Raw genomic sequence first — 22853 nt, forward strand, 5'->3', positions numbered from 1 at the left:
CGCAGGACTCGGCGTTGAACGGAACCGCAGAACCAACGCCGGTCCGCGGCGTATCCGGAGCCCGGCAGCGAACTCGAAGCCGAGATAATCGCCGTATCCGAATGCGAAAACCGCTGGGACCGGTCCCGAAGCGAGGTTACAGCACACAAAAACACCGAGGCTCTCGCGAACCCCGGCCAACCTCTGAGCCAAACATGACGTTTCCGTCTATCCGCGTGGCTCCAACTGAATTTGGCCAGTTCCCCCCAACCCCGCGAACCCCGCGAGGCGGGCCGAACCGCGTTCCTCTGAAGACTACCCCCTCCCCGCCTCCCGGTCCAGCCCCTCACCCCTCGTCGAACAGCCCGTCCACCGGGCTCCGCACCGCACCGGCCCCGCGTCCGAGGACGTGCGTGTAGATCTGGGTCGTCTGGACGCTGGCGTGGCCCAGCAGCTCCTGCACGGTGCGGATGTCCGCGCCGTCCTCGAGGAGGTGGGTGGCGAAGCTGTGGCGGAAGGTGTGGCAGGTCGCACGCTTGTCGATCCGGGACATCAGGACGGCCTGGCGCACGGCCTTCTGGACGGCGCTCTCGTGGAAGTGGTGGCGGCGGCGTTGTCCGGTCTCGGGGCATCGATAGCTGCGGGTGGCGGGAAAGAGCCACTGCCACGCCCATTCCTGGCCGGCGCGGGGGAACTTCACGTCCAGGCGGTCGGGCAGGGCGACCCAGCCCCACCCCTTGGCCACCAGGGCCTCGTGGACCTCCCTGCAGCGGGCCATGTGGGCACGGAGGGGGTCGATGGCCGCGCCGGGCAGGACGGTCGTGCGGTCCTTGCGGCCCTTGCCGCGGCGGACGGTCACGGTCCGGCGGCCGAAGTCGAGGTCCTGGTTGCGGAGGGTGCAGGCCTCCATCAGGCGGAGGCCGCTGCCGTAGAGGAGCATGGCGATCAATTGGGGAGTTCCGTTCAAGCAGCGGAGGACGGCGCGGATCTCGGGGCGTGTGAGGACGGTGGGCAGGCGGCGGGGTTTCTTGGCGCGGGTGATGCCGTCGAGCCAGGGGAGGTCGATCTCGAGCACGCGGCGGTACAGGAACAGGATCGCGGCCAGGGCCTGTTCCTGGGTGGTGGCGGACACGCCGCAGTCGGTGGCCAGATGGCTGAGGAAAGCCTCGATCTCGCGGGCGCCGAGGTCGCGGGGGTGGGTGCACCCGTGGAAGTGCACGAAGCGCCGGATCCAGTGCCGGTACGCGTCGCGGGTGCGGTGACTGTAGTGGCGGGCCTCGATTGCACGGTCGAGGCGTTCGAGCAGGCGCGGGGGCCGGTTCGGCATCGCGGCGGCGCGCTTCCGGGAGGCCGGTTCCGCCGTTTATAGCACATCGCGCTTCCGGGGCGGAACATCCCCGGTCCGTCCACAGGCGGAGCGCACGACGCACGGCGCACGCATGCGCAACGCCGCGGACCTACTCCCGCTCGAACTCCAGGAACTCCACGGGCGCGCCGTCGCACAGGACGAAGGCCACGCGCACACCGTCGGACGGACGGTTCGGTGCGATCAGGATCTCGTGGCCGGCGAGCGCGGCGTCGAGGTCGTCGACCTCGAAGGCCACGTGGGGCACGGCCTGGACGATCGCGGGGAAGGGGCAGTCGGGACCGTAGCGCATCCACTGGATCCCGTAGGGATTGCTCTCGTGGTCGGTGCAGTGGGTGTCGTAGCGCTCGAGATAGACCTCGCCGGGCTGCGGCTCGTTCGTGGGAATGCCGACGTGGTGGAATCGCACGTCCGCCCCCCTACGCCCGCACCCCGTCGAACTCGGGGAACTGCTGTTCCTTCTGCTTCAACCGACGCAGGAAACCGGCCGCGAACACCTTCTTCATGCCGGCCAGTTTCATCTTGTGGAGCTTGTGGCCGCCGGGGTTGTCGCTCAGGCCCTCGCACTCCTCGGGGAGCATCACCAACGACACGTGGATGTTGGGGGCCACGCCCACGGGCAGGCGCTTCTCCATGCAGCGGTCGTAGAGGCGCGCGAACACGGGCACCATCGACTCGGTGCTGGGCACGGGCTCGTCGGCGTAGTCGGTGTTGATGAGCGGGCGGAACACGCACACGGTGGGGATGGCGCCCTTCTCGGTGATCCAGTCGATGGCCTCGATGCTCTTCTCGGGTGGTTCGAGGCCGGCGATGATCTCGCCGTTGGTCACCCACGGCTCGAACTTCGTCAGGTCGCCGGGGCCGAGCGAGGCGCAGTACTCGATGGCCTCGAGGTAGCGGTCGAGTCCGTACTGGGTGTGCTTGCCGGGACACACGTCGACGAAGCGCTCGCGGTCGAAGATCTCGAAGCAGAAGCTGACGCGGTTGACGCCCATCCTCTTGAGCTCGTCGTAGCGCTTCAGGTCGCTGTGGGGCGGGGTCTGCACGCCGACCATCAGACCCGTCTGCTCCTTGATGGCCACGATGTAGGGCTCGAGCAGGTCGAGGTAGGTCTCGCCCTCGTAGTGGCCGGTGTTGAAGTCGACGTAGGTGATGCCGCTCTGCAGGCGGGCGGCGCGCACGACCTCGAGCACCTCCTCGACGTTCTTCTCGTCGGCGTCGTCGTGGCCGAGGTTCAGGCCCACGCTGCAGAACTTGCAGTTGTCGCGCACGGGGCGGGTCCAGTACTCGCACACCTTACCGGGATACACGCCGAGGTAGGTCCCCTGCAGGGTGCCGATCTTCGACATCTGCTTGTCGGAGGTCGTGGTCCGCCAGTCGTACCACTCGGGCCGGGGCGACAGCCGGAGGTCGCCGACCTCCTCGCCGTCGAGGCGCAGGAAGAAGCGACCGTCCTCGTGGTTCACGGTGTAGGGCGAGTCCATGGCGAAGGGCTCGACCACGGGGATGTTGGTCCACAGACCTCCGGGCAGCACGGCCTCGAGTCCGCTGCCCAGACCGGCGCGGGTGCGCAGGATGGGGCGTCCGCCGGCGTCCTCGATCAGGCAGCTCTCGTCGAGGCGGGCACCCCGGCAGTAGAGGTCGAGCTTGAGCAAGGACGGATTGGTGCGGACGTCGTGCGGTACGATGGCCATGAGCGCCTCCGGCTGGGGTCGTCCCCCAACAATAGGAAGCACCCGGCGTCGACGGTGCCCGGAATCGCTCCGATCCGTTGCGAAAGCGTGATCAACCGGCGAGAGCGACGCTCAGCGCCGCCTGGACCAGGCCGATCACGGCGCCGAGGACGCCGCCGAAGAAGGTGATGTGGCGGAACTGCTTGCGGCTGAAACCCAGGATCAGCTCCTCGAGCACGGCGATGTCCATGGCGTTGATCTTGTCCTCGAGCCGCTTCGCGATGTCGAGTTCGCCGCCCTCGCCCACGAGGTCGAGGGCCATGTCCTCGACCCCCTCGAGGATCTTCTGCACGATCATGGGCTTCATCGACTGCACCATGCTCGCCATGGGACCGAACTGGTCGAGCATCTCCTGCACCTTGGCGTCGACGATCCCGCGGGCGCGCTCGCCGGTCAGGGCCTGGTGGATCTCGTCGCCGCCGAGCAGCTGTGCCTCGAAGGTGGTCGCGATGTTGTGGGCGATCTGTCCGCGCTGCGACGGAATCACGCCGGGCGTGAACGGCAGTCGGACGCCGCCGACCCGCACCTCGCGGTAGGGGCGGAACAGCATCTTGATGGCGATCTGATTGGTGAGCGCACCGATCGCGGCGCCCACCAGTGGGAACAGGACGAAATTCCAGGGCACGGCGCAGGGCCTCCTGATCGCAGCCGACGTCGGACGGGCGGACGAGCGCAAACGATAGGGTGCCTGCCGAGTCGGCCGCCACCGCGCCGCCGGTCCCTCCCGCGCAACCCCCGCCACGCTCCCGCCGTACACCGCGCGTCCCCGTCCGCCGCCCGGCGCCGTAACCAACGGCGCCGTCGGGTGTCCACACCGTCGGAACGATCATGACGAGCTGGTCCTCGACCTACCGCGCGCACGCGCCGGGCCTGCGGGCCTTCCTCCGGCGACGCCTCCGTTCGGCGGAGCTCGCCGAGGACCTGTGCCACGAGGCCTTCGCGCGGGCCATGGTGCACGAGGACCAGATCCGCGATCCGTCGCGCATGCGTTCCTACCTGTACCGGATCGCCACGAACCTGGTGCTGAACCTGAAGCGGCGCCCGGACGTGGTCCGGACCGAGTCGGACCTGGGCGACGAGGTCGACCTCGCGGATCGGCGCGGCCACGGCCCGGGACCGGACGACGACCTGGACGCCGCCGAGCTGCAACGGAGGATCGACGCCGTGCTCGCCAGCCTTCCCACCGACCAGGCCCGGGCCTTCCGCTGGGCGGTGCTCGAGCGGATGCCCTACGCCGACATCGTCGCGTACACGGGCTGGTCGCTGTCGAAGGTGAAGATCACGGTGTTCCGCGCGCGCAAGCGGGTGATCGCCGCGCTGTCCGACCTGCGGCCGAACGTGATCGACCGCGCCGACCCGACCGCGGCCGAGGAGAACGAAGGATGAACCACCACGACCACGATCCCGAACTGCTGGCGTCGCTCGCCCTCGACGACGAGATCGACCACGACGAGCTGCTGCGTCTGCTCGACGCGATGGCCGACGATGCCGACGCCCGCCGCTCCTGGCGCGAGGCGCGTGCAACGCAGGCGATGATCGCCCGAGCGGGCGCGTCGGTGCCGACGGATCGCAGCGCGCGTCCGCAGCCAGCCTCGCGACGGCGGCCGGCCCCGCGTCGATCGCGCCGACGTCTGGCGGCCGCGGCCGTCGGCGTGGCCGCCATGATCGTCGTCGGTCTCGGCCTCGCGCGCATGCTCCCCGCCGACCGCGGCCCGGTGACGACCACCACCGCCTACGACGTGCGCCTCGGCGAGAACGCCGGCGCGATGAGCGACGAGCGTTTCGTCGACCTCGCCGTCGAACTGCTGCGCGCCGACGAACGCTACCGCGACGAGATGTTCGCGCTGCTCGACGAGGTCAGGGCGACGGCCATCGTTCCCGAGAGCCGCGCCCACGAGCGGCGCCCCGCCCGCGAGACCCGCATCGCCCGCAGCGCGTCCGACGACGACTTCGACCGTTCCCGTGAATCCACCGCCTCCCTTCCCGCCGCCTTCTGAACCCGTCCCGCGCGACCGCGCGCACGAGGAGACCACCATGTCCCGCATCCCGATCGTCACCGTGACGGCCCTGGCGCTGTTGCTCGGCGGCACGACCGCCGGCGCCCAGGATCCCAGCGGCTTCATCCACGGCACGGTTCTCACCGAGTCCGACACCGAGTACCGAGGCTTCATGCGCTGGGGCCGGCAGGAAGCCTTCTGGGACGACCTCTTCCACTCGCTGAAGGAAGACCTCCCCTACGTCGACGAGATCGAGGACATGGACCTCGGCGAGAAGGAGGAGGAGCGTGGCGGCAAGTTCCGCCTGTTCAACGTGCGCATCGAGTGGGAGGACGACGGGTGGGGCGCCTCGCGCGTGTTCGTGGCCCGCTTCGGCGACATCGATCGGATCGAGGTGACGGGCGACGAGGACGCGACGGTGGTCCTACGCAGTGGCGAGTCCTTCGACGTGAGCGGCTACTCCGACGACGTCGGCCGCGCGATCCGCATGTACGACGACAGCCTCGGCGAGATCGACCTCGAGTGGGATCGCATTCGCACCATCACCTTCTCCGCCGCCCCGCGCACGGCCGATCCCGGCTCCGAACGCTTGTACGGAGTCGTCGAGACCGAGTCGGGCACCTTCGAGGGCTTCGTCATGTGGGACAAGGAAGAGTGCACCACGCGCGACCTCCTCGATGGCGAGAGCGAGGACGGCGAGCTGTCGATCGAGTTCGGGCGCATCGCCTCGATCGAACGACGCGGCCGCAGCAGCTCGATCGTCGAACTGCGCGACGGCCGGCGTCTGCGCCTGCGCGGCAGCAACGACGTCGACGACGACAACCGCGGCATCATGATCGAGGACGAGCGCTACGGGAAGGTCACCGTCGAGTGGGACGCCTTCGACCGCCTCGAACTGCGCGACGCCCCGGGCAGCGGGCGCGGTTACGACGACTATCCGCAACCGCAGCCGCTGTTCGGCACCGTGATCACCGCCGACGAGGTCCGCCACCGCGGTCGTGTGGTCTTCGACCTCGACGAGGCGGGAAGCTGGGAGATGCTCAACGGCAGCATCCGCGACGTGTCGTTCGACATCCCCTTCGAGCGGATCCGCTGGATGGAACCGATCGACGACGACGCCACGTTGATCGGGCTGCGCGGCGGCCACGAGCTCGAGCTCGAGGACAGCCAGGACGTGAGCGACGCCAACGACGGCCTGTTGATCTACGACGAGTCCGACGAACCGGTGTACGTCGGGTGGACCGACGTGCGCCGCATCGAGTTCGAACGCTGATCCACCGCCCACCCGGTGGACGGGAGGGCCGGGCCCGTGGCGGGACCCCGGCCCTCCTCCTTTCCTGCTCCCGGCCCACCGCACTCCGCCCGGGAGACCCGTCCGTGCTCGAGGAACACGCCTTCACCTGCCCCTACTGCTGGGAGACGATCGTCTTCGTCCTCGACCTCTCGGTCGACGAGCAGGAGTACGTGGAAGACTGCGAGGTCTGCTGCCGCCCGATCCTGGCCCGCGTGCGGGCCGAGGACGGCGAACTGCTCGACTTCGAGGCCCGCACCCTCGAATAGTGCAACCCGCCCGGAGCACCCTCCGTAGAGCGTATACCTTTCCGATACCGATGTGATATCATAGCGATATCCAACCACCGGCCCGACGCACACGGGCCGGACAACCGGAGGCGCTCGCATGTCCACCATCCCCAGCTCCGTGCCCTCGAAGGAGAAGACGCTCCGCCCGGTGAACGGCGGCCTGCTCCTTACGTTGACCATCATTCTCTACCTGGCCATCGTCGGGAGCTTCGTCTGGGTCGCCGTCCAGACCGATTCCTTCTACCTGTCCCACCTCGTGCTCCTGATCCTGGCCACCATCGCCCTGCCCTTCGTCCTGGCCGGCCTCTTCGTGGTCCCGCCGCGCGAGGCCCGGGTCCTGGTCCTGTTCGGCAAGTACGCCGGCACCGTCCGCGATCCGGGCTTCTTCTGGGCGAATCCCTTCGCCAAGCGCACGGACGTCTCCCTGAAGGCCGTGAACATCGCGAGCGAGCGGATCAAGGTGAACGACCTCGACGGCAACCCGATCGAGATCGGTGCGGTGGTCGTGTACCAGGTTCGCGACACCTCGCAGGCGGTCTTCGATGTCGAGGACTACCGGCAGTTCACCGACATCCAGGTCGAGACGGCGGTCCGCAAGCTGGCGAGCATCCATCCCTACGCCGACGACAGCGACGACGTGGTGTCGCTCCGTGGTGACAGCGAGGAGGTCTCGAACGAGCTGCTGACCGAGCTGCAGGACCGGCTCGACCGCGCGGGCATCGAAGTCATCGAGGCCCGGCTCAGCCACCTCGCCTACGCCGCCGAGATCGCCTCGGCCATGCTGCAGCGGCAGCAGGCGGCGGCGATCGTCGCGGCCCGTCGGCAGATCGTCGACGGCGCGGTGGGCATGGTCGAGGACGCGATCCACTCGCTGGCCGACAAGGACATCATCGAGCTCGACCCCGAGCGGAAGGCCACGCTCGTGGGCAACCTGCTCGTGGTCCTCTGCGGCCAGGCCGACGCCCAGCCGGTGATCAACACGGGCACGATGTACAACTAGCCCCGCTCGGGCCGGAGCCATGAGCGAAGACCGCCCGAAGTACGATGCCGAACGGCATCCCGACCGCCGCGAGGGTCCCCGCCGGGGATCCTCGCGCAAGGCGTTCCTGGTGCGGCTCCCGCCGGACCTGCACGACGAGCTGCGTCGTTGGGCCGACGCCGAGCTGCGCAGCCTGAACGCGCACATCGAGTACCTGCTCCGCGAAGCGGTCCGCCGGAAGAAGGGTTCGGACTGAGACCGGGGATCCGGGCGAAGGCACTTGTCGTCGCGCCCGACCTCTCGTATCCCCGGGACGAGCTCGCGCCCCCGCTCACCTGCGCCGTTCTCACCTCTTCCCGGAGTTCCGTGATGCTTCGACCCGTCGTGCTGACCCTGCTCGCCGCCCTGACGATCCACACCGTTGTCCAACCCGCCGCCCACGCTGGTCTACCGACCAAGGTCACCGTCCGCGTGCTCGCGCACGACGCCAAGCTGATCGGCTCGGTCGCGGGCGGCGTGGCGATCACCGTCCGCGACGCCGCGACCGGGCGGATCCTGGCCGAGGGGGTCCAGCGCGGCGACACGGGCTCGACCGACGCGATCGTCCGCGAGCCATGGGTCCGGGGCGAGCAACGCCTCGACACCGAGGGTGCGGCCGGCTTCACCGCCACCCTCGACCTGGACGCGCCCACGCTGGTGGAGGTCGAGGCCCGCGGACCGATGGGCTTCCCGACCCCGCAGCACCGCGCCACGCGCACCGTGCGCCTCGTCCCCGGCGAGGACGTCGCGGGCAACGGCATCGTCCTCACGCTGCAGGGCCTGATCGTGAACCTGATCGAGCCCTCCACCGAGGCCACGTTCGCCGCCGGCGACACGATCGAGGTCGAGGCGGGCATGAAGCTGCTCTGCACCTGCCCGATCGAGGAGGACGGCCTGTGGGACGCGGCCGACTACGACGTCCGCGCCGAACTCTGGCGTGGCGGCGAGCTCGTGGTGAGCGCTCCGCTGGACTTCTCGGGCCGCCGCAACGTCTTCGCGGGCGATCTCGAGCTGCCGACCCTCGAGGACGACGACTCCGAGGTCCACGAGCTCCGGATCGTCGCCGGAAACCCTGATCAGGGCAACTGGGGCACCGATCGCGCCACCTACCGCCTGGAGCGCTGACCCGGCACCGCCGAGCGCACGCCCTCACCGCCACCCACCCCTCACCGCCGCGGGGATTCGCACCCCGCGGCGGAAATTCCTACCCACGAACGATTCTCTAAAGCGGAACGCGACCCCGCCGATACCTCCGCGAAGTCGCGGTTCGCTGTCCTTCTTCGGGCTCCCATCTCCACGACCGAAGTCAGGCGCAGAACCGAATGTGGAACGCGGCCCCACCGTACGGGGGCCCTGCGGAGGAATCGACATGCGAGCATTTCCGACCATCGCCCTGATGGCCCTGGTGTGCGTCCTCGCCACCGCTCCGGCCGCCTCGGCACAGGACGTGGCCGTGCACGGCTTCGCGAGCCAGGGCTACCTGCGCTCCAGCGCGAACAACTACCTGGGCGACACCGAGGACGGGTCGGCCGAGTACCAGGAGTTCGCCTTCAACATCGCCAGCCAGATCCAGGACGACCTGCGTGTGGGCGTGCAATTCTTCGCGCGCGATCTGGGCCCGCTGGGCAACAACGAGATCGAGCTCGACTGGGCCTTCGGCGACTACCGCTGGCACGACCAGCTCGGCTTCCGCGTGGGGCGCTACAAGATGCCCTACGGCTTCTACAACGAGACCGCCGACTTCGACGCCGCGCGCACCGCGGTGTTGATGCCGTCGGGCGTCTACGACATGCGCTACCGCGACCTGCTGGTCGCCGCGAACGGCGTGCAGGCCTACGGCCGCCTGAACCTGATCCCCGGCATGAACGGTGGGATCGACTACACGGCCTTCTACGGCACGACGGGTGCGGAGCAGGGCGGCTCGGTCGACCGGACCTTCGACGCCGCCTACGACGCGCTGCCGGACCCGGCTTTCGGCGGGATCTCGACGGGCACCAACATGACCGACCTCACGGTGAACTACCTCGCCGGCGGATCGCTGCAGTGGGAAACGCCCCTGCAGGGCCTGCGCGTGGGCGCCTCGTTGGTGCACTACGACGCCGACTTCACCTTCCGGTTCAACGATCCGAACTTCGCCGGCATCTACCAGCAGGCCGGCGGCGTGCAGGACCTCCTGTTCACCACGAAGAACACGAACTTCTCGGTGATCGGTGCGGAGTACACGTGGGGTGACTTCGTCTTCGCGGCCGAGCAGTCGCGTTGGAAGGGCGACTTCGAATCGCAGGCGCCCTCGGTCGTGGCCCAGCTGCCGGCGAACATGTTCGATCCGTCGGCACCGGACGGCATGATGACGGAGATCCCCATCGCGGTCGCGAGCGATCAGATCAACTACGAGAGCTGGTACGCGCAAGGCAGCTACCGGGTGAACGAGTGGCTCGAGTTCGGCAGCTACTACTCGATCTACTACCAGAACGCCGACGACAAGAACCGCGACGATCCGAACGCCTTCCAGCAGGACATCGCCGTCAGTGCCCGCTTCGACGTCAGTTACGCCATGACGGTGAAGCTCGAGGCGCATTTCATGGAAGGCTACGCCCAGCTGCTGAGCGACATCAATCAGGGCCTTCTCGGCGCCGGCGATCTCCCGGACGAGAGCTGGACCATGTTCGCGGCGAAGACCTCCTTCGTCTTCTAGGAACCGGGAGTGAGAACCATGAAGAACCGCATTCTGACGGCCCTCGCCCTGGTCACCCTCGTCGCACTGTCCGCGCTTCCGGCCCACGCCGGCCCGAAGGTGATCGTGAACAGTGACGCCGGAGTCAGCAGCGTGTCGGCGGAGACCGTGAAGAACGTCTTCCTCGGCAGGACCACGAAGTTCGACAACGGAACCAAGGTCACCTTCGCCGTGCTGAAGGATGGCGCCGCACACGAGTCCTTCCTGGACGACGTGGTCGGCAAGTCCCCGAGCCAGTTCCTCAGCTACTGGCGAAAGCTCGCGTTCTCGGGCAAGGGCACCATGCCGCAGGAGTTCGACTCCGAAGACGCACTGGTGGCCTTCGTGCAGAGCACGCCGGGCGCGATCGGGTACGTGAGTGAGAGCACCGCGACCGACGGCGTGACCGTCGTCGCGCTCGACTAGCCACGGCCGGAGAGGGGGCGGACGGGAATCCGCCCCCGACGGCCCGGAACGGGAGATTTCCGGCGATGGCGATGAGGATCCGGCACAAGGTCTGGTTGGCGAGCGTGATCCTGCTCGCGGGCTACCTGATCAACGTCACCCTCGGCTTCGTCCAGAACGGACAGACCGAGGCCACGCTGCGCACCACGGCCGAGACGAGCTTCCCGGCCGCGCAGCACTGTCAGAAGGTCCTGACCGACTTCGAGGACCAGTCGCGTCTGTTCGAGGAAGGCGTGATCTTCGGCGAGCAGGAGATGCTGACGAAGGCCCGCGACAAGGGGGCGACCCTCCTGGAGCGGCTCCGCGAGATCCAGGCCCTCGAAGGACTCGACGAACACCTAGCGGCCGACATCGACCGCGCGATCGACGAGACCGAGGCCTACAACTCCGCCGCCTTCGACCTGTACCGGAAGATGGCGCAGGGCGACTTCGCGGCGGCGTCGGCCGAGGCCCGGAGCGCGGTCGCGTCGCAGCGCGAATCCCTGCTGGCGCAGCACGAGTCGCACGTCGACCACACCAGCGAGAACCTGCAGAGCACCCTGGCCGACGCCAAGACCGCCAGCCAGCGCGCCCGCGTGGTGAGTCTCGCCCTCTTCGCCGTGGTCATTGCCGTGTCGATTGTGGCCGTTCGCTACGTGACGACCCGTATGATCACCGCCCCGCTGCACACCATCCTCGACCGCATGGCCGACATCGCCGACGGGCAAGGCGACCTCACACAGCGACTCGACGTCCACTCGAACGACGAGATCGGCGAGCTCAGCGAGACCTTCAACCGCTTCGTCGGCAAGATCCAGGACGCGATCAAGGCCGTCGCCCAGAACACCGACGTGGTCGGCCGGTCGGCGCAGTCGCTGCACGAGGTCAGCGAACAGATGCGGGCCACCGCCACGCAGACCATGGAGCGCTCGCAGGCCGCCGAACGCGAGAGCAACGACGTGAACGCCAGTGCGCTGAGCGCCGCGTCGAGCTCCGAGGAGATGTCGAGTTCGATCGACGAGATCGCCCAGAACGCCGCGCTGGCTGCCCAGGAGACGGGCATGGCGGTCGAGAACGTGCAGCAGGCCACGCAGCGGATCGGCGAGCTCGACGCCGCGGGCACCGAGATCGGCAGCGTGATCAAGGTGATCGAGTCGATCGCCGAGCAGACGAACCTGCTGGCGCTGAACGCCACCATCGAGGCCGCGCGCGCCGGCGAGGCGGGCAAGGGCTTCGCGGTGGTGGCCAACGAGGTCAAGGAACTGGCCTCGCAGACCGCGCGGGCGACGGAGGAGTCGACGGAGAAGATCCGCTACATCCAGGAGAGCACGCAGCGCTCGGTCACGGCCATGGACGAGATCAGTGCGGTGATCGGGCGGATCAACGACATCGCCACCACCATCGCCGCGGCGGTCGAGGAGCAGAGCGCGGCCACGCGCGAGATCACCCAGAGCGTGAACAAGGCGGCCCAGGGCAGCTCGGCGATCACGCAGAACGTGGCGCTGGTCTCGCGGTCGGCCCAGGACGCCAGCAACCGGGCGGACTCCACGCTGAGTTCCGCCAACGAACTGTCGACCATGGTCCAGCAGCTCCAGTCGCTGGTCGGGCAGTTCCGCTACTAGAGTCGTCCCGCGCCCCCCGCTCCCGCGGGAGCAACGCACGGCCGGGCCCTCGTGGGGTCCGGCCGTTGCCTTGATCCGGGCCCCGCCGACCGTATGCCGGCGATGTGTGCGCCCTCACGACGCCCGTGCTACATTGCCGCCGGCGAGGGCCACCGACCCCGCCCCGACGTCCCACCGCACCTCCTCCCCGCCGAAGGACGCCGACCATGTCGCGCGCGCACGTCAGCCATTCCGGGGGAGACCTCCTCCGGCCGACCGACTCCTTCGTCCCCCGCCACCTCGGCCCCTCGGACTCCGACACCGAGGCCATGCTGGCCGCCCTGGGGATCGCCTCGATCGACGACCTGATCGACGAGACGGTGCCGGCGGGGATCCGGCTGCCCGAACGCCTGGCGCTGGACGGCCCGCGGACGGAGAGCGAGGCCCTGGCCGAGATCCGCGGCATCGCCGCGGGCAACCGGGTGATGCGCAGCTTCATCGGGATGGGCTACCACGACACGCTCACCCCGGCGGTGATCCAGCGGAACGTGCTCGAGAACCCGGGCTGGTACACGCAGTACACGCCCTACCAGGCGGAGATCTCGCAAGGACGGCTCGAGGCGCTGCTGAACTTCCAGACCATGGTCAGCGACCTGTGCGCGCTGCCGCTCAGCAACGCCTCGCTGCTCGACGAAGCCACGGCCGCGGCCGAGGCCATGGGCATGTGCTGGTCAGTGGGCCGGCAGAAGCGCCATCGTTTCTTCGTGTCCGACGACTGCCATCCGCAGACGATCGCGGTGGTCGAGACGCGCGCCACGCCGCTGGGAATCGACGTCGTGGTCGGAGACCTCGAGGACTTCGACCCGAGCGGCGAGGACTACTTCGGCGTCCTGGCCTCGTACCCGACCACCGACGGCCGCGTGGTCGACCTGGCCGGCGTGGCCGAGCGCGCCCATGCCCACGGCACCCGCGTGGTGGTGGCCGCCGACCTCCTCGCGCTCACGCTCCTGCGCGCGCCGGGCGAGTTCGGCGCCGACATCGCGATCGGCTCGAGCCAGCGATTCGGCGTACCCCTGGGCTTCGGCGGACCGCACGCCGCCTTCATGGCCGCCGCCGACGACTTCAAGCGGCTCATGCCCGGCCGGATCATCGGCGTGAGCAAGGACTCCGCCGGCAAGCCGGCGCTGCGCCTGGCCATGCAGACGCGCGAGCAGCACATCCGCCGCGACAAGGCCACCAGCAACATCTGCACGGCGCAGGTGCTGCTGGCCGTGATGGCCTCGATGTACGGCGTCTACCACGGCCCCGACGGCCTGCGACGGATCGCCGCCCGCGTGCACGGACTCGCCGAACTGGTGCGCACCGCGGCCCGCCGGCTCGGCCACGAGGTCGCCGACGGCCCGATCTTCGACACGGTGCGCATCACGCCGCAGGGCATCGACGCCACCGCGGTGCGCTACGCGGCCGAGCAGCGCGGCCTGAACTTCCGCTGGTTCGACGACGGCTCGGTGGGCATCGCCCTCGACGAGCCGACCACCGCCGAGGAAGTCACCGCGATCCTCGAGTCGCTCACCCCGGCCGACACCGAGACGCCCGAGGTCGAACCCCTGGCCGCCGAGGCGAGCACCGAGGTCGATCCGGCCTTCGCGCGCACGAGCGACTACATGACGCACCCGGTGTTCCACGAGAACCGCAGCGAGCACCAGATGCTGCGCTACCTGCACAAGCTGCAGTCGCGCGACCTGTCGCTGGTGCACTCGATGATCCCGCTCGGCTCGTGCACGATGAAGCTCAACGCCAGCGCCGAGATGGCCCCGGTCACCTGGAACGAGTTCGGGCGCCTGCACCCCTTCGCGCCCGAGAACCAGACCGAGGGCTACCGCGAACTCTTCCGGCAGATGGAATCGACCCTGGGCGAGATCACCGGCTACGACGCCGTGTCGCTGCAGCCGAACGCAGGCGCGCAGGGCGAGTACACCGGCCTGCTGGTGATCCGCGCCTACCACCACGCCCGCGGCGACCACGACCGCGACGTGTGCCTGATCCCGGTGTCGGCCCACGGCACCAATCCGGCGAGCGCGGTCATGGCGGGCATGAAGGTCGTGTCGGTGGACTGCGACGACGCCGGCAACATCGACCTCGACGACCTGAAGGCCAAGGCCGAGAAGCACGCCGACCGCCTGTCGGCGCTCATGATCACCTACCCGTCGACGCACGGCGTGTTCGAGGAGACCGTGCGCGAGGTCTGCGACACCGTCCACGCCCACGGCGGGCAGGTGTACATGGACGGCGCGAACATGAACGCGCAGGTCGGTGTGACCACGCCGGGCTCGATGGGTGCCGACGTCTGCCACCTGAACCTGCACAAGACCTTCTGCATCCCGCACGGCGGCGGCGGCCCGGGCATGGGCCCGATCGGCGTGAAGGCGCACCTGGCGCCCTTCCTGCCCGGTCACCCGGTGGTGGAGACCGGCGGCGAGCAGGCGATCGGTCCGGTGTCGGCCGCCCCCTGGGGCAGCCCGAGCATCCTGCCGATCAGCTGGATGTACATGCGCATGATGGGCGAGGAGGGCCTGCGCCGCGCCACCGGCATGGCGGTGCTCAACGCCAACTACATGGCCCACCGCCTGCGCGACCACTACCCGATCCTCTACAGCGGTCGCAACGGACGCGTGGCCCACGAGTTCATCCTCGACGTGCGCGCCTTCAAGGACTCGGCCGGCGTCACGGTCGACGACATCGCCAAGCGTCTGGTGGACTACGGCTTCCACGCCCCCACCATGAGCTGGCCGGTGGCGGGCACGCTCATGGTCGAGCCCACCGAGAGCGAGTCGAAGGACGAGCTCGACCGCTTCTGCGAGGCCATGATCGCCATCCGCGAGGAGATCCGGGCGATCGAGGACGGCACCGCCGACGGCGACGACAACGTCCTGCACAACGCGCCGCACACCCTGGCCGAACTCACCCGCGACGACTGGCCGCACCCCTACTCGCGCGAGCAGGCGGGCTGGCCGAAGCCGTGGCTGCGCGACGCGAAGTTCTTCCCCTCGGTCGGCCGCGTCGACAACGCCTGGGGCGACCGCCACCTGGTGTGCACGTGCCCGCCGGTCGAGGAGATGGCCGAGGTCTGAACGCCGCTTCCGCCGCGGAAGTCCGCAGAACGCCCCGTCGATCGTCGGCGGGGCGTTCGTGCGTTCAGAAGCGCGCCTTCAGCGCCCCGAAGCTCGAGGCCGTGGCGTCGACCGGATGGAAGGGATTCGGCAGGGTCGCGTTCAGGATCACGCAGGCGTCCGGGTAGGCCTCGCCACCGTCGGTCGCCGGGGTGAAGGGATGGATCTCCCCCTCGCAATCCTGCCAGCCCGGGCGCCCGTCGGGAAACGACGACGGATCCGAACCCGTCAGGCAAACGGCGGTGTCGTCGGGAATCGGGGCCGGGACGAAGAAGTCGATCCGCGCCAGCATGACGGCACCGGTCGCTTCCACACAACTGCCGGTCCCGACCACGACCGAGTCGTAGTCGGGGTCGGTGATCGGCGGAAAGGGCCACGGCACCGTCAGACTCAGGACGATCGCGCCGGACTCGAGCAACCCGTCCACCCCGAACTCGTAGGCGAACAGCGGTGTCGGCAGGTCGAAGGCGACCACGTACACCGACTGGACCGTCCCCACGTCGGCAGGCATCGCGCTGAGCGTGCCCTCGGCGTCGGCGAAGAATCCGGCGTCGCCGGGCTCGGCCTGCGACCAGGCGAGCCCGGGAAGGAGCACCAGCAGAACGATCGGGACCAGCACCTTCATGGGACCACCTCCGAACGGCGAGAGGAACGGAGCCGCCCCGATCCTACTCCATCCTACTCGTCGGCGGGCCACAAATGGTCCCACCAGCCCGCGTCGTCCTTCAGGTGCCGGTCGAACCAGGCCACGATCGATTCCGACCAGCGCTTGCGCTTGTCGTACTGCAGGATCCAGTGGCGCTCGCCCTCGACCCGGATGTACTCGACCTCGCGGCCGAGCACGCGCAGGGCGGTGTACATCTGCTCGCTCTCGCCGGGCGGGACGTTGTCGTCGATGCCGCCGTGCAGCAGCAACAGCGGTGTGGTGACCTCGTCAGCGGCGAACAGGGGGCTCTGGTCGACGTAGATGTCGGGACGGTTCCACGGATAGCTCTTCGCGGTGGCGGCGGCGCTGTAGGCGAAGCCCCAGTTGCCCTCGCCCCAGTAGCTGCTGATCGAGCTGATGCCGGCGTGCGACACGGCCGCCGCGAACATGTCGGTGCGCGTGGTCAGCAGCATGGTCATGAAGCCGCCGTAGCTGGCGCCGATGCAGCCCAGGCGGTCGGGATCGGCGAAGTCGTGGGCCCCGAGGTACGCGCCGGTGGCGGCGATGATCTCGTCGGCCACGGTCTTGCCCCAGTCGTTCACGTGACGCGCGGCGAACTCCTGCCCGAAGCCGGTCGCGCCGCTCGGCTGCATGACGTAGACCAGGTAGCCGTTGGCCGCCCACCACTCCTTGGGGTAGCGACCGCCGTAGCCACGGGTCACCGGCGAGGTCCCCCCGTAGTAGTAGACGATCGTCGGGTAGGTCTCGGACTCGTCGAAGTCGGGCGGGTAGTACACGCGGCCGATGATCGTGTCGTCGCCGAGCCGGACGTCGAAGTCCTCCACCTTGCCGAAGCGGATCGATTCGAGACGCTCGGTGTCGAAGGCGCGGACACGATCGGGATTCCAGTTGCGCAGCTTTCCGGCCCACACCGCCTGGGGCGTGTTCGTGCCGGTTCCGGTGAAGGCCACCGTGCGCCCGTCGCGGGAGATCGCCATCGACGACACGACCTCGGGCTCGGTCGGCAGCTGCTCCCAGCGTCGGCGCTCGACGTCGTAGGTGTAGAGGCGCCCGTACGACTGGTCGGTCACCGAGGCGAGGATCTCGTCGCGGTCGCCGACCCACGCCACGGCGTTGATCTGCGGATCGAAGTCGCGCGACAGCGGACGCACGTTCTTCGTGTCGCGGTCCATGAGGAACAGCTGGGTCTCGTAGAAGTTGGCCTCGACGTCGTCGTCGACGGCCAGCCCCACGCCGGCGAAGGCCTGCGGCGGCCCGGTGATCGCGATGCGTTCGCCGCTGCGGTCGTAGCGCGCGCCCAGGCCCCAGGGCTCGGTGGCCAGGACCTCGACCTCGAGCGATTCCAGGTCGAGCTCGACGAGTTCGGTGCGGCGGAACGGCCACGTGGCGTCGTCGCGCAGGTTGCGCGTGAAGAGCAGGGTGGCGCCGTCGGCGGCCACGTCCTGCAACGAGGTCGACAGATCCCCCGCGGTGAGGCGACGGACGATGCCGTCGGGGACCGACACCTGGTGCAGCGAGCTGACGTCGCGGTCACCGGACCAGCGATCGGTCAGGCCGCGGTAGCGCTTGAAGTTCTCCGGATCCTCGGAGCCCTCCTCGCTGCGCGAGAACACGATGCTGCGGCCGTCGGGCATCCAACGGGTTTCGCCCAGGTTCTCGACGTCGCGCAGCACGGCCTCGGGCGCGCCCCCCTGCACGCTGCCCACCCACAGGATGGCCTTGCCGTCGTCGCGCGACACGAAGCCGAAGCGGTCGACCGGGTCGTCGGGCGCCCACTCGAAGCCCGAGAGGCTGCCGATGCCCTCGAGCGAACGCACGATCCGCCCGTCGTCGGGATCGAGGAACTCGATCCAGCTGCGCCGGCGTTCGGTGTGCGCCGAGGGCTGGCTCACGGTGAGCGCCAGCAGGCGGCCGTCGGGCGAGAGGTCCGTACTGCCGGGATCGTGCAGGTCGATGACGTCGCCGAAGTCGAGGCGACGCTGCGTGCGGTTCGACGTGGCCAGGTCGCCGGCGTCGGCGGCGGCGACCTCGATCGCGGCCTCCACCGCCCAGGCCTCGTCGCGGCCGGGCGCTCCCTCGGCCACCACCAGCAGGGTGTGGTCGCCCGTGGTGAGTTCGACCTCCTTCTCCACCTTGCCCGGCTCGGACTCGGCGTCGAAATCGTCGAGATCGGTCTTCGTGCCGAGTTCCTCGCCGTTCAGCAGCACTTTCAGGCGGTGCAGTGAGCGAACGCGCACGGTCGCCCCGGTGAAGCCCGCGGCGTGGATCCGCGCGGCCAGCACCCGCACCTGCGGGGCCTCGCCGATCGCGCCGAGCGCGGTCGGATACCCGGTCAGCTCCTCCCATTGCAACTCCTCGTCGCTGCCCGGGAAGCGCCACGCGTCGTCGGGGCGCAGTTCGAGGTCCGACACCGGCAGCTCCACGCGTTCGAGCGCGGGGCCGGGATCGTCGGCGAAGGCCGGCGCGAGGACCGGCACGGGCGGCATCGCCAGCCACCGGTCGATCTCGATCGTCGTGGTCTCGGTGTCGTCGTCCTGGGCCCGGACGGCCGGCGCGGCCACGAACAGGACGACGAGGACGGTGCGGAGCAGTGAGCGGTACGACATCGGAGCCCTCCGGGGAGTCCGGGACGGTGGTACGAGCGACGAAGCCGCGAGTGTAGCCGCCCCGCCGGACGCACCCAAGCCCATAGCGGCCACGGCGCAGGACGGGTGGCCACGTCCCGGCACCGTCGATAGCATGGAGAGCCCTCGGGACCGGGAATCGAACCGTGAGCCAGACCGGAACCACCGCCACCGTCGAACGCCACATCCTGCGCGAGCGCGATGCCATGCTCGGCTTCGGCGACTTCGGAGCGCTGTTCGAGGCCTACCACGCCCACGCACGTCGCCTGGATCTACCTCTCGACCCCCTGGGCACGGTGATGATGCACCAGGCCCTGGCGGGGGCGGCGCTCCAGCTGTCGTTCCGCGTGGTCGAGGAGTCCACGGCGTGGACCCTGAACGTCCACCGGCCCGCGGCGAACGTCTTCGCGGCCGGCGGCGGGCCCGACAGCACGCTGACCGGTCGTTACTTCGTGGACGATGTCGAGACGATCGGCGAGAACCGCCTCTACGTGCAGCGATCGCACCCCGAGCGCGAGCCCACGCGCAGCGTGCTGAGCGTGGACGGGATCGACCTGTTCGAGATCTTCCAGCAGTACTTCCATCGCAGCGAGCAGCTCGCGGTGCGCTTCGTCGAGCTCTCGTCGTCCGAGATGGCCGCCGTCTTCGCCCTTCCCGGGGCCGACGCCGCCTGGATCCGCGGGCTCGACGGCGTCGACGTCCGCGCCCTGCGCGAGTCCTCACGCGAGCCGATCGAGAGCCGGACCTTCACCTTCGCCTGCACCTGCGACGGAGAGCGGGTCGCGCGGGTCCTGGCCGGAATGTTCGGCGAGGATCCCGAGGCCCTGTTCCAGGGTGACGCGTCCGTCGAGGCGCGCTGCCCGCGCTGCGGCGCCCTCTGGTCGGTCGATCGCGAGGCCTTCGACCGGGCGCTCGATCGCCTGCGCTGAGCCGGCCGGCTTGCGCTTTCGTCCCGATCCGGTACTCTTTGGAACTTGCGTCGTCCTCTCGGCGCACCGTTGCCCCGGAGCCTGCACCAGTGCCGCAGAATCGCCCGGGGTGACCGGCCCGCTCCCCGATCGGAGCCGCCGGTCGAATCCACGGACACGATCACGGGAAATCGCACCATGTCCCGATACACGGGCCCTCGCCTGAAGAAGATGCGCGGTCTCGGCACCGACCTGCCGGGCCTGTCGCGCAAGAGCACGACAAAGCGTCCCTACCCGCCCGGACAGCACGGGCTGAGCCGCCGCCGCGGCAAGGACTCCGAGTACAAGAAGCAGCTCATGGAGAAGCAGAAGCTGCGCTTCAACTACGGAGTCCACGAACGCCACCTGCGCAAGCTCATGGAAGAGGCGCGTCGCTCCGGCGAGTCGGGCAGCAAGCTGCTCGAACTGCTCGAGAGCCGCCTCGACAACGTGGTCTTCCGCGCCGGTTTCGCGGCCACCATTCCCGCCGCCCGGCAGCTGGTGAACCACGGCCACGTCATGATCGACGGTCGCAAGATGGATCGCGCCGGCTACCGTGTGGCGCCCGGTGAGAAGATCACGGTGAGCCCGAAGGCCCGGAACTTCGAGATCGTCAACGAGACCTGGAAGCATCCGGCCCACGAGCGTCCGTCGTGGATGGTCCACGACGCGCAGAAGATGCAGGTCGAGCTGACCAGCGTACCGTCGAAGGACACGCTGCTCTTCCCGATCGACGTCAACCTCGTGATCGAGTACTACGCCAAGCGCATGTAGTCCCGATCGCGACCGCGACTCCGCGAGGGCCGCTGGCGATCGCCGGCGGCCTTTCGTATGTGCGGGAACAGCACCCGCAGTGGCCCGTACCGCGGCGCGCTGCTAGGCTGGCTCGATCGCTCGATCCCCGACCTCACCGGACCCGACCATGCTGAAGAGCCGCGTCGAAATCGTTCAGTCCAACCTGGTGGGCGCCATCGAAGCGGCCCCGCCGCCCGTTCATCGCCTCGGGCGCGACGCTCCACTGCGCGACGGCTCGTCGCTCACTGCCGCCCGCGCCGTGGAACTGTTCCAGGACCAGGTCCGCAGCCGCCTGCTCGACGCGGCCTCACGGCGGCTCAAGCAGGAGAACCAGAGCTTCTACACGATCGCCAGCGCCGGCCACGAGCAGAACGCGGTGATCGGCGCCCAGCTACGGCTGACCGACCCCTGCTTCCTGCACTACCGCAGTGGGGCGCTGATGATGGCCCGCTCGCGCAAGGATCCGACGGTCGATCCCATCCTCGACACCCTGCTCAGCTTCGTGGCAAGCAGCGACGATCCGATCAGCGGTGGTCGCCACAAGGTCTGGGGCAGTCGCCGCATGTGGGTCCCACCGCAGACCAGCACCATCGCCTCGCACCTGCCCAAGGCCATGGGCACGGCCTTCGCCCTGGGCCGCCGGGCGCAACTCGGAATGGAGTCCGCACTGCCCGAGGACGCCGTCGTCCTGTGCAGCTTCGGCGACGCCTCGGCCAACCACGCCACCGCGCTGAGTGGGATCAATGCCGCGCGCTATGCCTTCCGCCGCGGCAATGCCTGTCCGGTGGTCTTCGTGTGCGAGGACAACCGCGTGGGTATCAGTGTCGAGAAACCGCGCCGCTGGATCGCCGACAGCTTCAGCGGGTTGAGCCAGCTCGAGTACTTCGCGGTCACCACCGGCGACCTCGTCGAGGTCTGGGACACCGTCGAGAAGGCCCTGTCGGTGTGCCGGGAACGACGCAAGCCAGTGTTCCTGCGCATTCCCATGGTGCGGTTGTGGGGCCACGCGGGCAGCGACGTCGAGACCACCTACCGCTCGGTCGAGGAGATCGAACGGGTCGAGGCGCAGGATCCACTGCTGCACAACGCGCGGCTGTTGCTCGAGACCGGCGCGACCAATGCCGAGGAGCTCATGGCGATCCTCGAAGGAACACAGCGCCAGATCGACCAGGCCGCCCGCTACGTCGTGCAGCGACCCAAGCTGTCTGACGGAGCCGAAGTCGCCGCTCCGCTCGCCCCCTTCCACGCGGGTCGCGTCCACCGCTCGGCGACCACCGAGGTCGACGCCGCCGCGCGCGAGCGCGTCTTCGGTGGGCAGCTCCCGGAGGCCGCAAGGGCCCCGACCAAGCGCACCATGGCCGCACACGTCAACGCCGCCCTGGCCGACGAGATGATCCGACGCCCCGAGATCCTGGTCTTCGGCGAGGACGTCGCCCGCAAGGGGGGCGTGTACTACGTCACCACCGGCCTGCAGGAGCGTTTCGGCCGGGCCCGCGTCTTCGACACGCTGCTCGACGAGACGACCATCCTCGGACTCGCCCAGGGACTCGCACACCTGGACCTCCTGCCGATCCCCGAGATCCAGTACCTGGCCTATCTGCACAATGCCATCGACCAGTTGCGCAGCGAAGCCTGCTCGCTGCAGTTCTTCAGCAACGGGCAGTTCCGCAATCCCATGGTCGTGCGCGTGGCCGGCCTGGCCTACCAGCGCGGCTTCGGCGGGCACTTCCACAACGACAACGCCATCGGCGCGCTGCGTGAGATCCCGGGCCTGATCCTGGCCGCGCCCTCACGCGGAGACGACGCGGCCCGCATGTTGCGCGGAGTGACGGCGGCCGCAGCCGAGAACGGCCGGGTGAGCGTGTTCCTCGAGCCCATCGCGCTGTACCACGAGAAGGATCTCCACGAAGAGGGCGACGGGGGCTGGCTGAGCGACTACCCGGTACCCCACGGCCCGGGTGCCGTCCTGCTGCCGGGAGAGGTCGGAATTCATCACCCCGAGGCCACCGATCTGCTGATCGTCAGTTACGCGAACGGCCTCCGCATGAGCCTGCGCGCGGCCCGCACACTCCGCGAAGACCACGGACTGCAGACCCGTGTGCTCGACCTGCGCTGGTTGAGCCCCTTGCCCTTCGAGGCCCTGCGTCTGCACGCCGCAGCCTGCGATCGTGTGCTGGTCGTCGACGAGTGCCGGGCGACCGGCGCGGGGATCGCCGAC

The 22853-nt window shown here is 69.2% G+C and carries 20 protein-coding genes; 14 read left to right on the forward strand and 6 right to left on the reverse strand.

Annotated elements, in window-relative coordinates; genetic code table 11:
* Nucleotides 1–325: 325 nt before the first annotated feature.
* The 4 genes from VKA86_08140 to VKA86_08155 form a co-directional block, all read right to left on the reverse strand.
* Nucleotides 326–1306 (reverse strand): integron integrase, encoded by a 981-nt coding sequence (locus tag VKA86_08140; protein HKK71174.1) that lies wholly within the window; start codon nucleotides 1304–1306, stop codon nucleotides 326–328.
* A 130-nt stretch (nucleotides 1307–1436) separates the two neighbouring features.
* On the reverse strand, nucleotides 1437–1754 hold the full coding sequence (locus VKA86_08145) for a hypothetical protein (GenBank protein HKK71175.1): 318 nt from the start codon (nucleotides 1752–1754) through the stop codon (nucleotides 1437–1439).
* Between the two features lie 10 nt (nucleotides 1755–1764).
* The gene (locus VKA86_08150) at nucleotides 1765–3039 is read right to left on the reverse strand and encodes a radical SAM protein (GenBank protein HKK71176.1); all 1275 of its coding nucleotides are present in this window, start codon (nucleotides 3037–3039) and stop codon (nucleotides 1765–1767) included.
* 91 nt (nucleotides 3040–3130) lie between these two features.
* A complete protein-coding gene (locus VKA86_08155) occupies nucleotides 3131–3703 on the reverse strand; it encodes a DUF445 family protein (protein HKK71177.1) in 573 nt (190 codons plus the stop codon).
* A 203-nt stretch (nucleotides 3704–3906) separates the two neighbouring features.
* Here VKA86_08155 and VKA86_08160 point away from each other — a divergent pair, with 203 nt between their 5' ends.
* From VKA86_08160 to gcvP, 11 genes are all read left to right on the forward strand, one after another.
* Complete coding sequence (locus VKA86_08160; protein HKK71178.1) at nucleotides 3907–4464, forward strand: RNA polymerase sigma factor; 558 nt, start codon at nucleotides 3907–3909, stop codon at nucleotides 4462–4464.
* Nucleotides 4461–5075: a hypothetical protein gene (locus VKA86_08165; GenBank protein ID HKK71179.1), complete on the forward strand. Its 615-nt coding sequence runs from the start codon at nucleotides 4461–4463 to the stop codon at nucleotides 5073–5075. Before VKA86_08160 ends, VKA86_08165 begins: the two co-directional genes overlap by 4 nt.
* A 37-nt stretch (nucleotides 5076–5112) precedes the next feature.
* Entirely contained in the window at nucleotides 5113–6348 is a 1236-nt protein-coding gene (locus VKA86_08170) for a hypothetical protein (GenBank protein HKK71180.1), read from the forward strand.
* Nucleotides 6349–6452: 104 nt separating this feature from the next.
* Nucleotides 6453–6635 carry a CPXCG motif-containing cysteine-rich protein gene (locus tag VKA86_08175; protein HKK71181.1) on the forward strand — a complete coding sequence of 61 codons (183 nt, stop codon included), beginning with the start codon at nucleotides 6453–6455 and terminating at the stop codon, nucleotides 6633–6635.
* Nucleotides 6636–6753: 118 nt separating this feature from the next.
* Nucleotides 6754–7656, forward strand: a complete 903-nt coding sequence (locus VKA86_08180; GenBank protein HKK71182.1) for an SPFH domain-containing protein — start codon at nucleotides 6754–6756, stop codon at nucleotides 7654–7656.
* 19 nt (nucleotides 7657–7675) lie between these two features.
* Complete coding sequence (locus tag VKA86_08185) at nucleotides 7676–7891, forward strand: toxin-antitoxin system HicB family antitoxin (GenBank protein ID HKK71183.1); 216 nt, start codon at nucleotides 7676–7678, stop codon at nucleotides 7889–7891.
* A gap of 113 nt (nucleotides 7892–8004) precedes the next feature.
* Nucleotides 8005–8799 carry a hypothetical protein gene (locus VKA86_08190; protein ID HKK71184.1) on the forward strand — a complete coding sequence of 265 codons (795 nt, stop codon included), beginning with the start codon at nucleotides 8005–8007 and terminating at the stop codon, nucleotides 8797–8799.
* Between the two features lie 244 nt (nucleotides 8800–9043).
* On the forward strand, nucleotides 9044–10369 hold the full coding sequence (locus VKA86_08195) for a hypothetical protein (protein ID HKK71185.1): 1326 nt from the start codon (nucleotides 9044–9046) through the stop codon (nucleotides 10367–10369).
* Between the two features lie 18 nt (nucleotides 10370–10387).
* Entirely contained in the window at nucleotides 10388–10813 is a 426-nt protein-coding gene (locus VKA86_08200; GenBank protein HKK71186.1) for a phosphate ABC transporter substrate-binding protein, read from the forward strand.
* A 65-nt stretch (nucleotides 10814–10878) separates the two neighbouring features.
* Nucleotides 10879–12453 (forward strand): methyl-accepting chemotaxis protein, encoded by a 1575-nt coding sequence (locus VKA86_08205; GenBank protein HKK71187.1) that lies wholly within the window; start codon nucleotides 10879–10881, stop codon nucleotides 12451–12453.
* Nucleotides 12454–12659: 206 nt separating this feature from the next.
* A complete protein-coding gene (gene gcvP, locus VKA86_08210) occupies nucleotides 12660–15563 on the forward strand; it encodes an aminomethyl-transferring glycine dehydrogenase (GenBank protein ID HKK71188.1) in 2904 nt (967 codons plus the stop codon).
* 64 nt (nucleotides 15564–15627) lie between these two features.
* On the opposite strand, the gene VKA86_08215 is transcribed toward gcvP, so the two are convergent.
* On the reverse strand, nucleotides 15628–16227 hold the full coding sequence (locus tag VKA86_08215) for a hypothetical protein (GenBank protein HKK71189.1): 600 nt from the start codon (nucleotides 16225–16227) through the stop codon (nucleotides 15628–15630).
* A gap of 53 nt (nucleotides 16228–16280) precedes the next feature.
* The gene (locus VKA86_08220; protein ID HKK71190.1) at nucleotides 16281–18875 is read right to left on the reverse strand and encodes a S9 family peptidase; all 2595 of its coding nucleotides are present in this window, start codon (nucleotides 18873–18875) and stop codon (nucleotides 16281–16283) included.
* Between the two features lie 164 nt (nucleotides 18876–19039).
* On the opposite strand from VKA86_08220, the gene VKA86_08225 reads away from it, so the two are divergent.
* From VKA86_08225 to VKA86_08235, 3 genes are all read left to right on the forward strand, one after another.
* The gene (locus VKA86_08225) at nucleotides 19040–19822 is read left to right on the forward strand and encodes an Hsp33 family molecular chaperone HslO (protein ID HKK71191.1); all 783 of its coding nucleotides are present in this window, start codon (nucleotides 19040–19042) and stop codon (nucleotides 19820–19822) included.
* Between the two features lie 177 nt (nucleotides 19823–19999).
* A complete protein-coding gene (gene rpsD, locus VKA86_08230) occupies nucleotides 20000–20614 on the forward strand; it encodes a 30S ribosomal protein S4 (GenBank protein ID HKK71192.1) in 615 nt (204 codons plus the stop codon).
* A 148-nt stretch (nucleotides 20615–20762) separates the two neighbouring features.
* The coding region (locus VKA86_08235; protein ID HKK71193.1) for a thiamine pyrophosphate-dependent enzyme at nucleotides 20763–22853 on the forward strand (2091 nt) is incomplete at its 3' end.

The sequence above is a fragment of the Candidatus Krumholzibacteriia bacterium genome, assembly GCA_035268685.1.
Classification (GTDB): domain Bacteria; phylum Krumholzibacteriota; class Krumholzibacteriia; order JAJRXK01; family JAJRXK01; genus JAJRXK01.

Excerpts from the sequence above, each read along its gene's own strand:
- VKA86_08140 (HKK71174.1), bottom strand. The coding sequence starts at position 1,306 with ATGCCGAACCGGCCCCCGCGCCTGCTCGAACGCCTCGACCGTGCAATC.
- VKA86_08150 (HKK71176.1), bottom strand. The coding sequence starts at position 3,039 with ATGGCCATCGTACCGCACGACGTCCGCACCAATCCGTCCTTGCTCAAG.
- VKA86_08160 (HKK71178.1), top strand. The coding sequence starts at position 3,907 with ATGACGAGCTGGTCCTCGACCTACCGCGCGCACGCGCCGGGCCTGCGG.
- VKA86_08165 (HKK71179.1), top strand. The coding sequence starts at position 4,461 with ATGAACCACCACGACCACGATCCCGAACTGCTGGCGTCGCTCGCCCTC.
- VKA86_08170 (HKK71180.1), top strand. The coding sequence starts at position 5,113 with ATGTCCCGCATCCCGATCGTCACCGTGACGGCCCTGGCGCTGTTGCTC.
- VKA86_08180 (HKK71182.1), top strand. The coding sequence starts at position 6,754 with ATGTCCACCATCCCCAGCTCCGTGCCCTCGAAGGAGAAGACGCTCCGC.
- VKA86_08185 (HKK71183.1), top strand. The coding sequence starts at position 7,676 with ATGAGCGAAGACCGCCCGAAGTACGATGCCGAACGGCATCCCGACCGC.
- VKA86_08190 (HKK71184.1), top strand. The coding sequence starts at position 8,005 with ATGCTTCGACCCGTCGTGCTGACCCTGCTCGCCGCCCTGACGATCCAC.
- VKA86_08195 (HKK71185.1), top strand. The coding sequence starts at position 9,044 with ATGCGAGCATTTCCGACCATCGCCCTGATGGCCCTGGTGTGCGTCCTC.
- VKA86_08200 (HKK71186.1), top strand. The coding sequence starts at position 10,388 with ATGAAGAACCGCATTCTGACGGCCCTCGCCCTGGTCACCCTCGTCGCA.
- VKA86_08205 (HKK71187.1), top strand. The coding sequence starts at position 10,879 with ATGGCGATGAGGATCCGGCACAAGGTCTGGTTGGCGAGCGTGATCCTG.
- gcvP (HKK71188.1), top strand. The coding sequence starts at position 12,660 with ATGTCGCGCGCGCACGTCAGCCATTCCGGGGGAGACCTCCTCCGGCCG.
- VKA86_08215 (HKK71189.1), bottom strand. The coding sequence starts at position 16,227 with ATGAAGGTGCTGGTCCCGATCGTTCTGCTGGTGCTCCTTCCCGGGCTC.
- VKA86_08220 (HKK71190.1), bottom strand. The coding sequence starts at position 18,875 with ATGTCGTACCGCTCACTGCTCCGCACCGTCCTCGTCGTCCTGTTCGTG.
- rpsD (HKK71192.1), top strand. The coding sequence starts at position 20,000 with ATGTCCCGATACACGGGCCCTCGCCTGAAGAAGATGCGCGGTCTCGGC.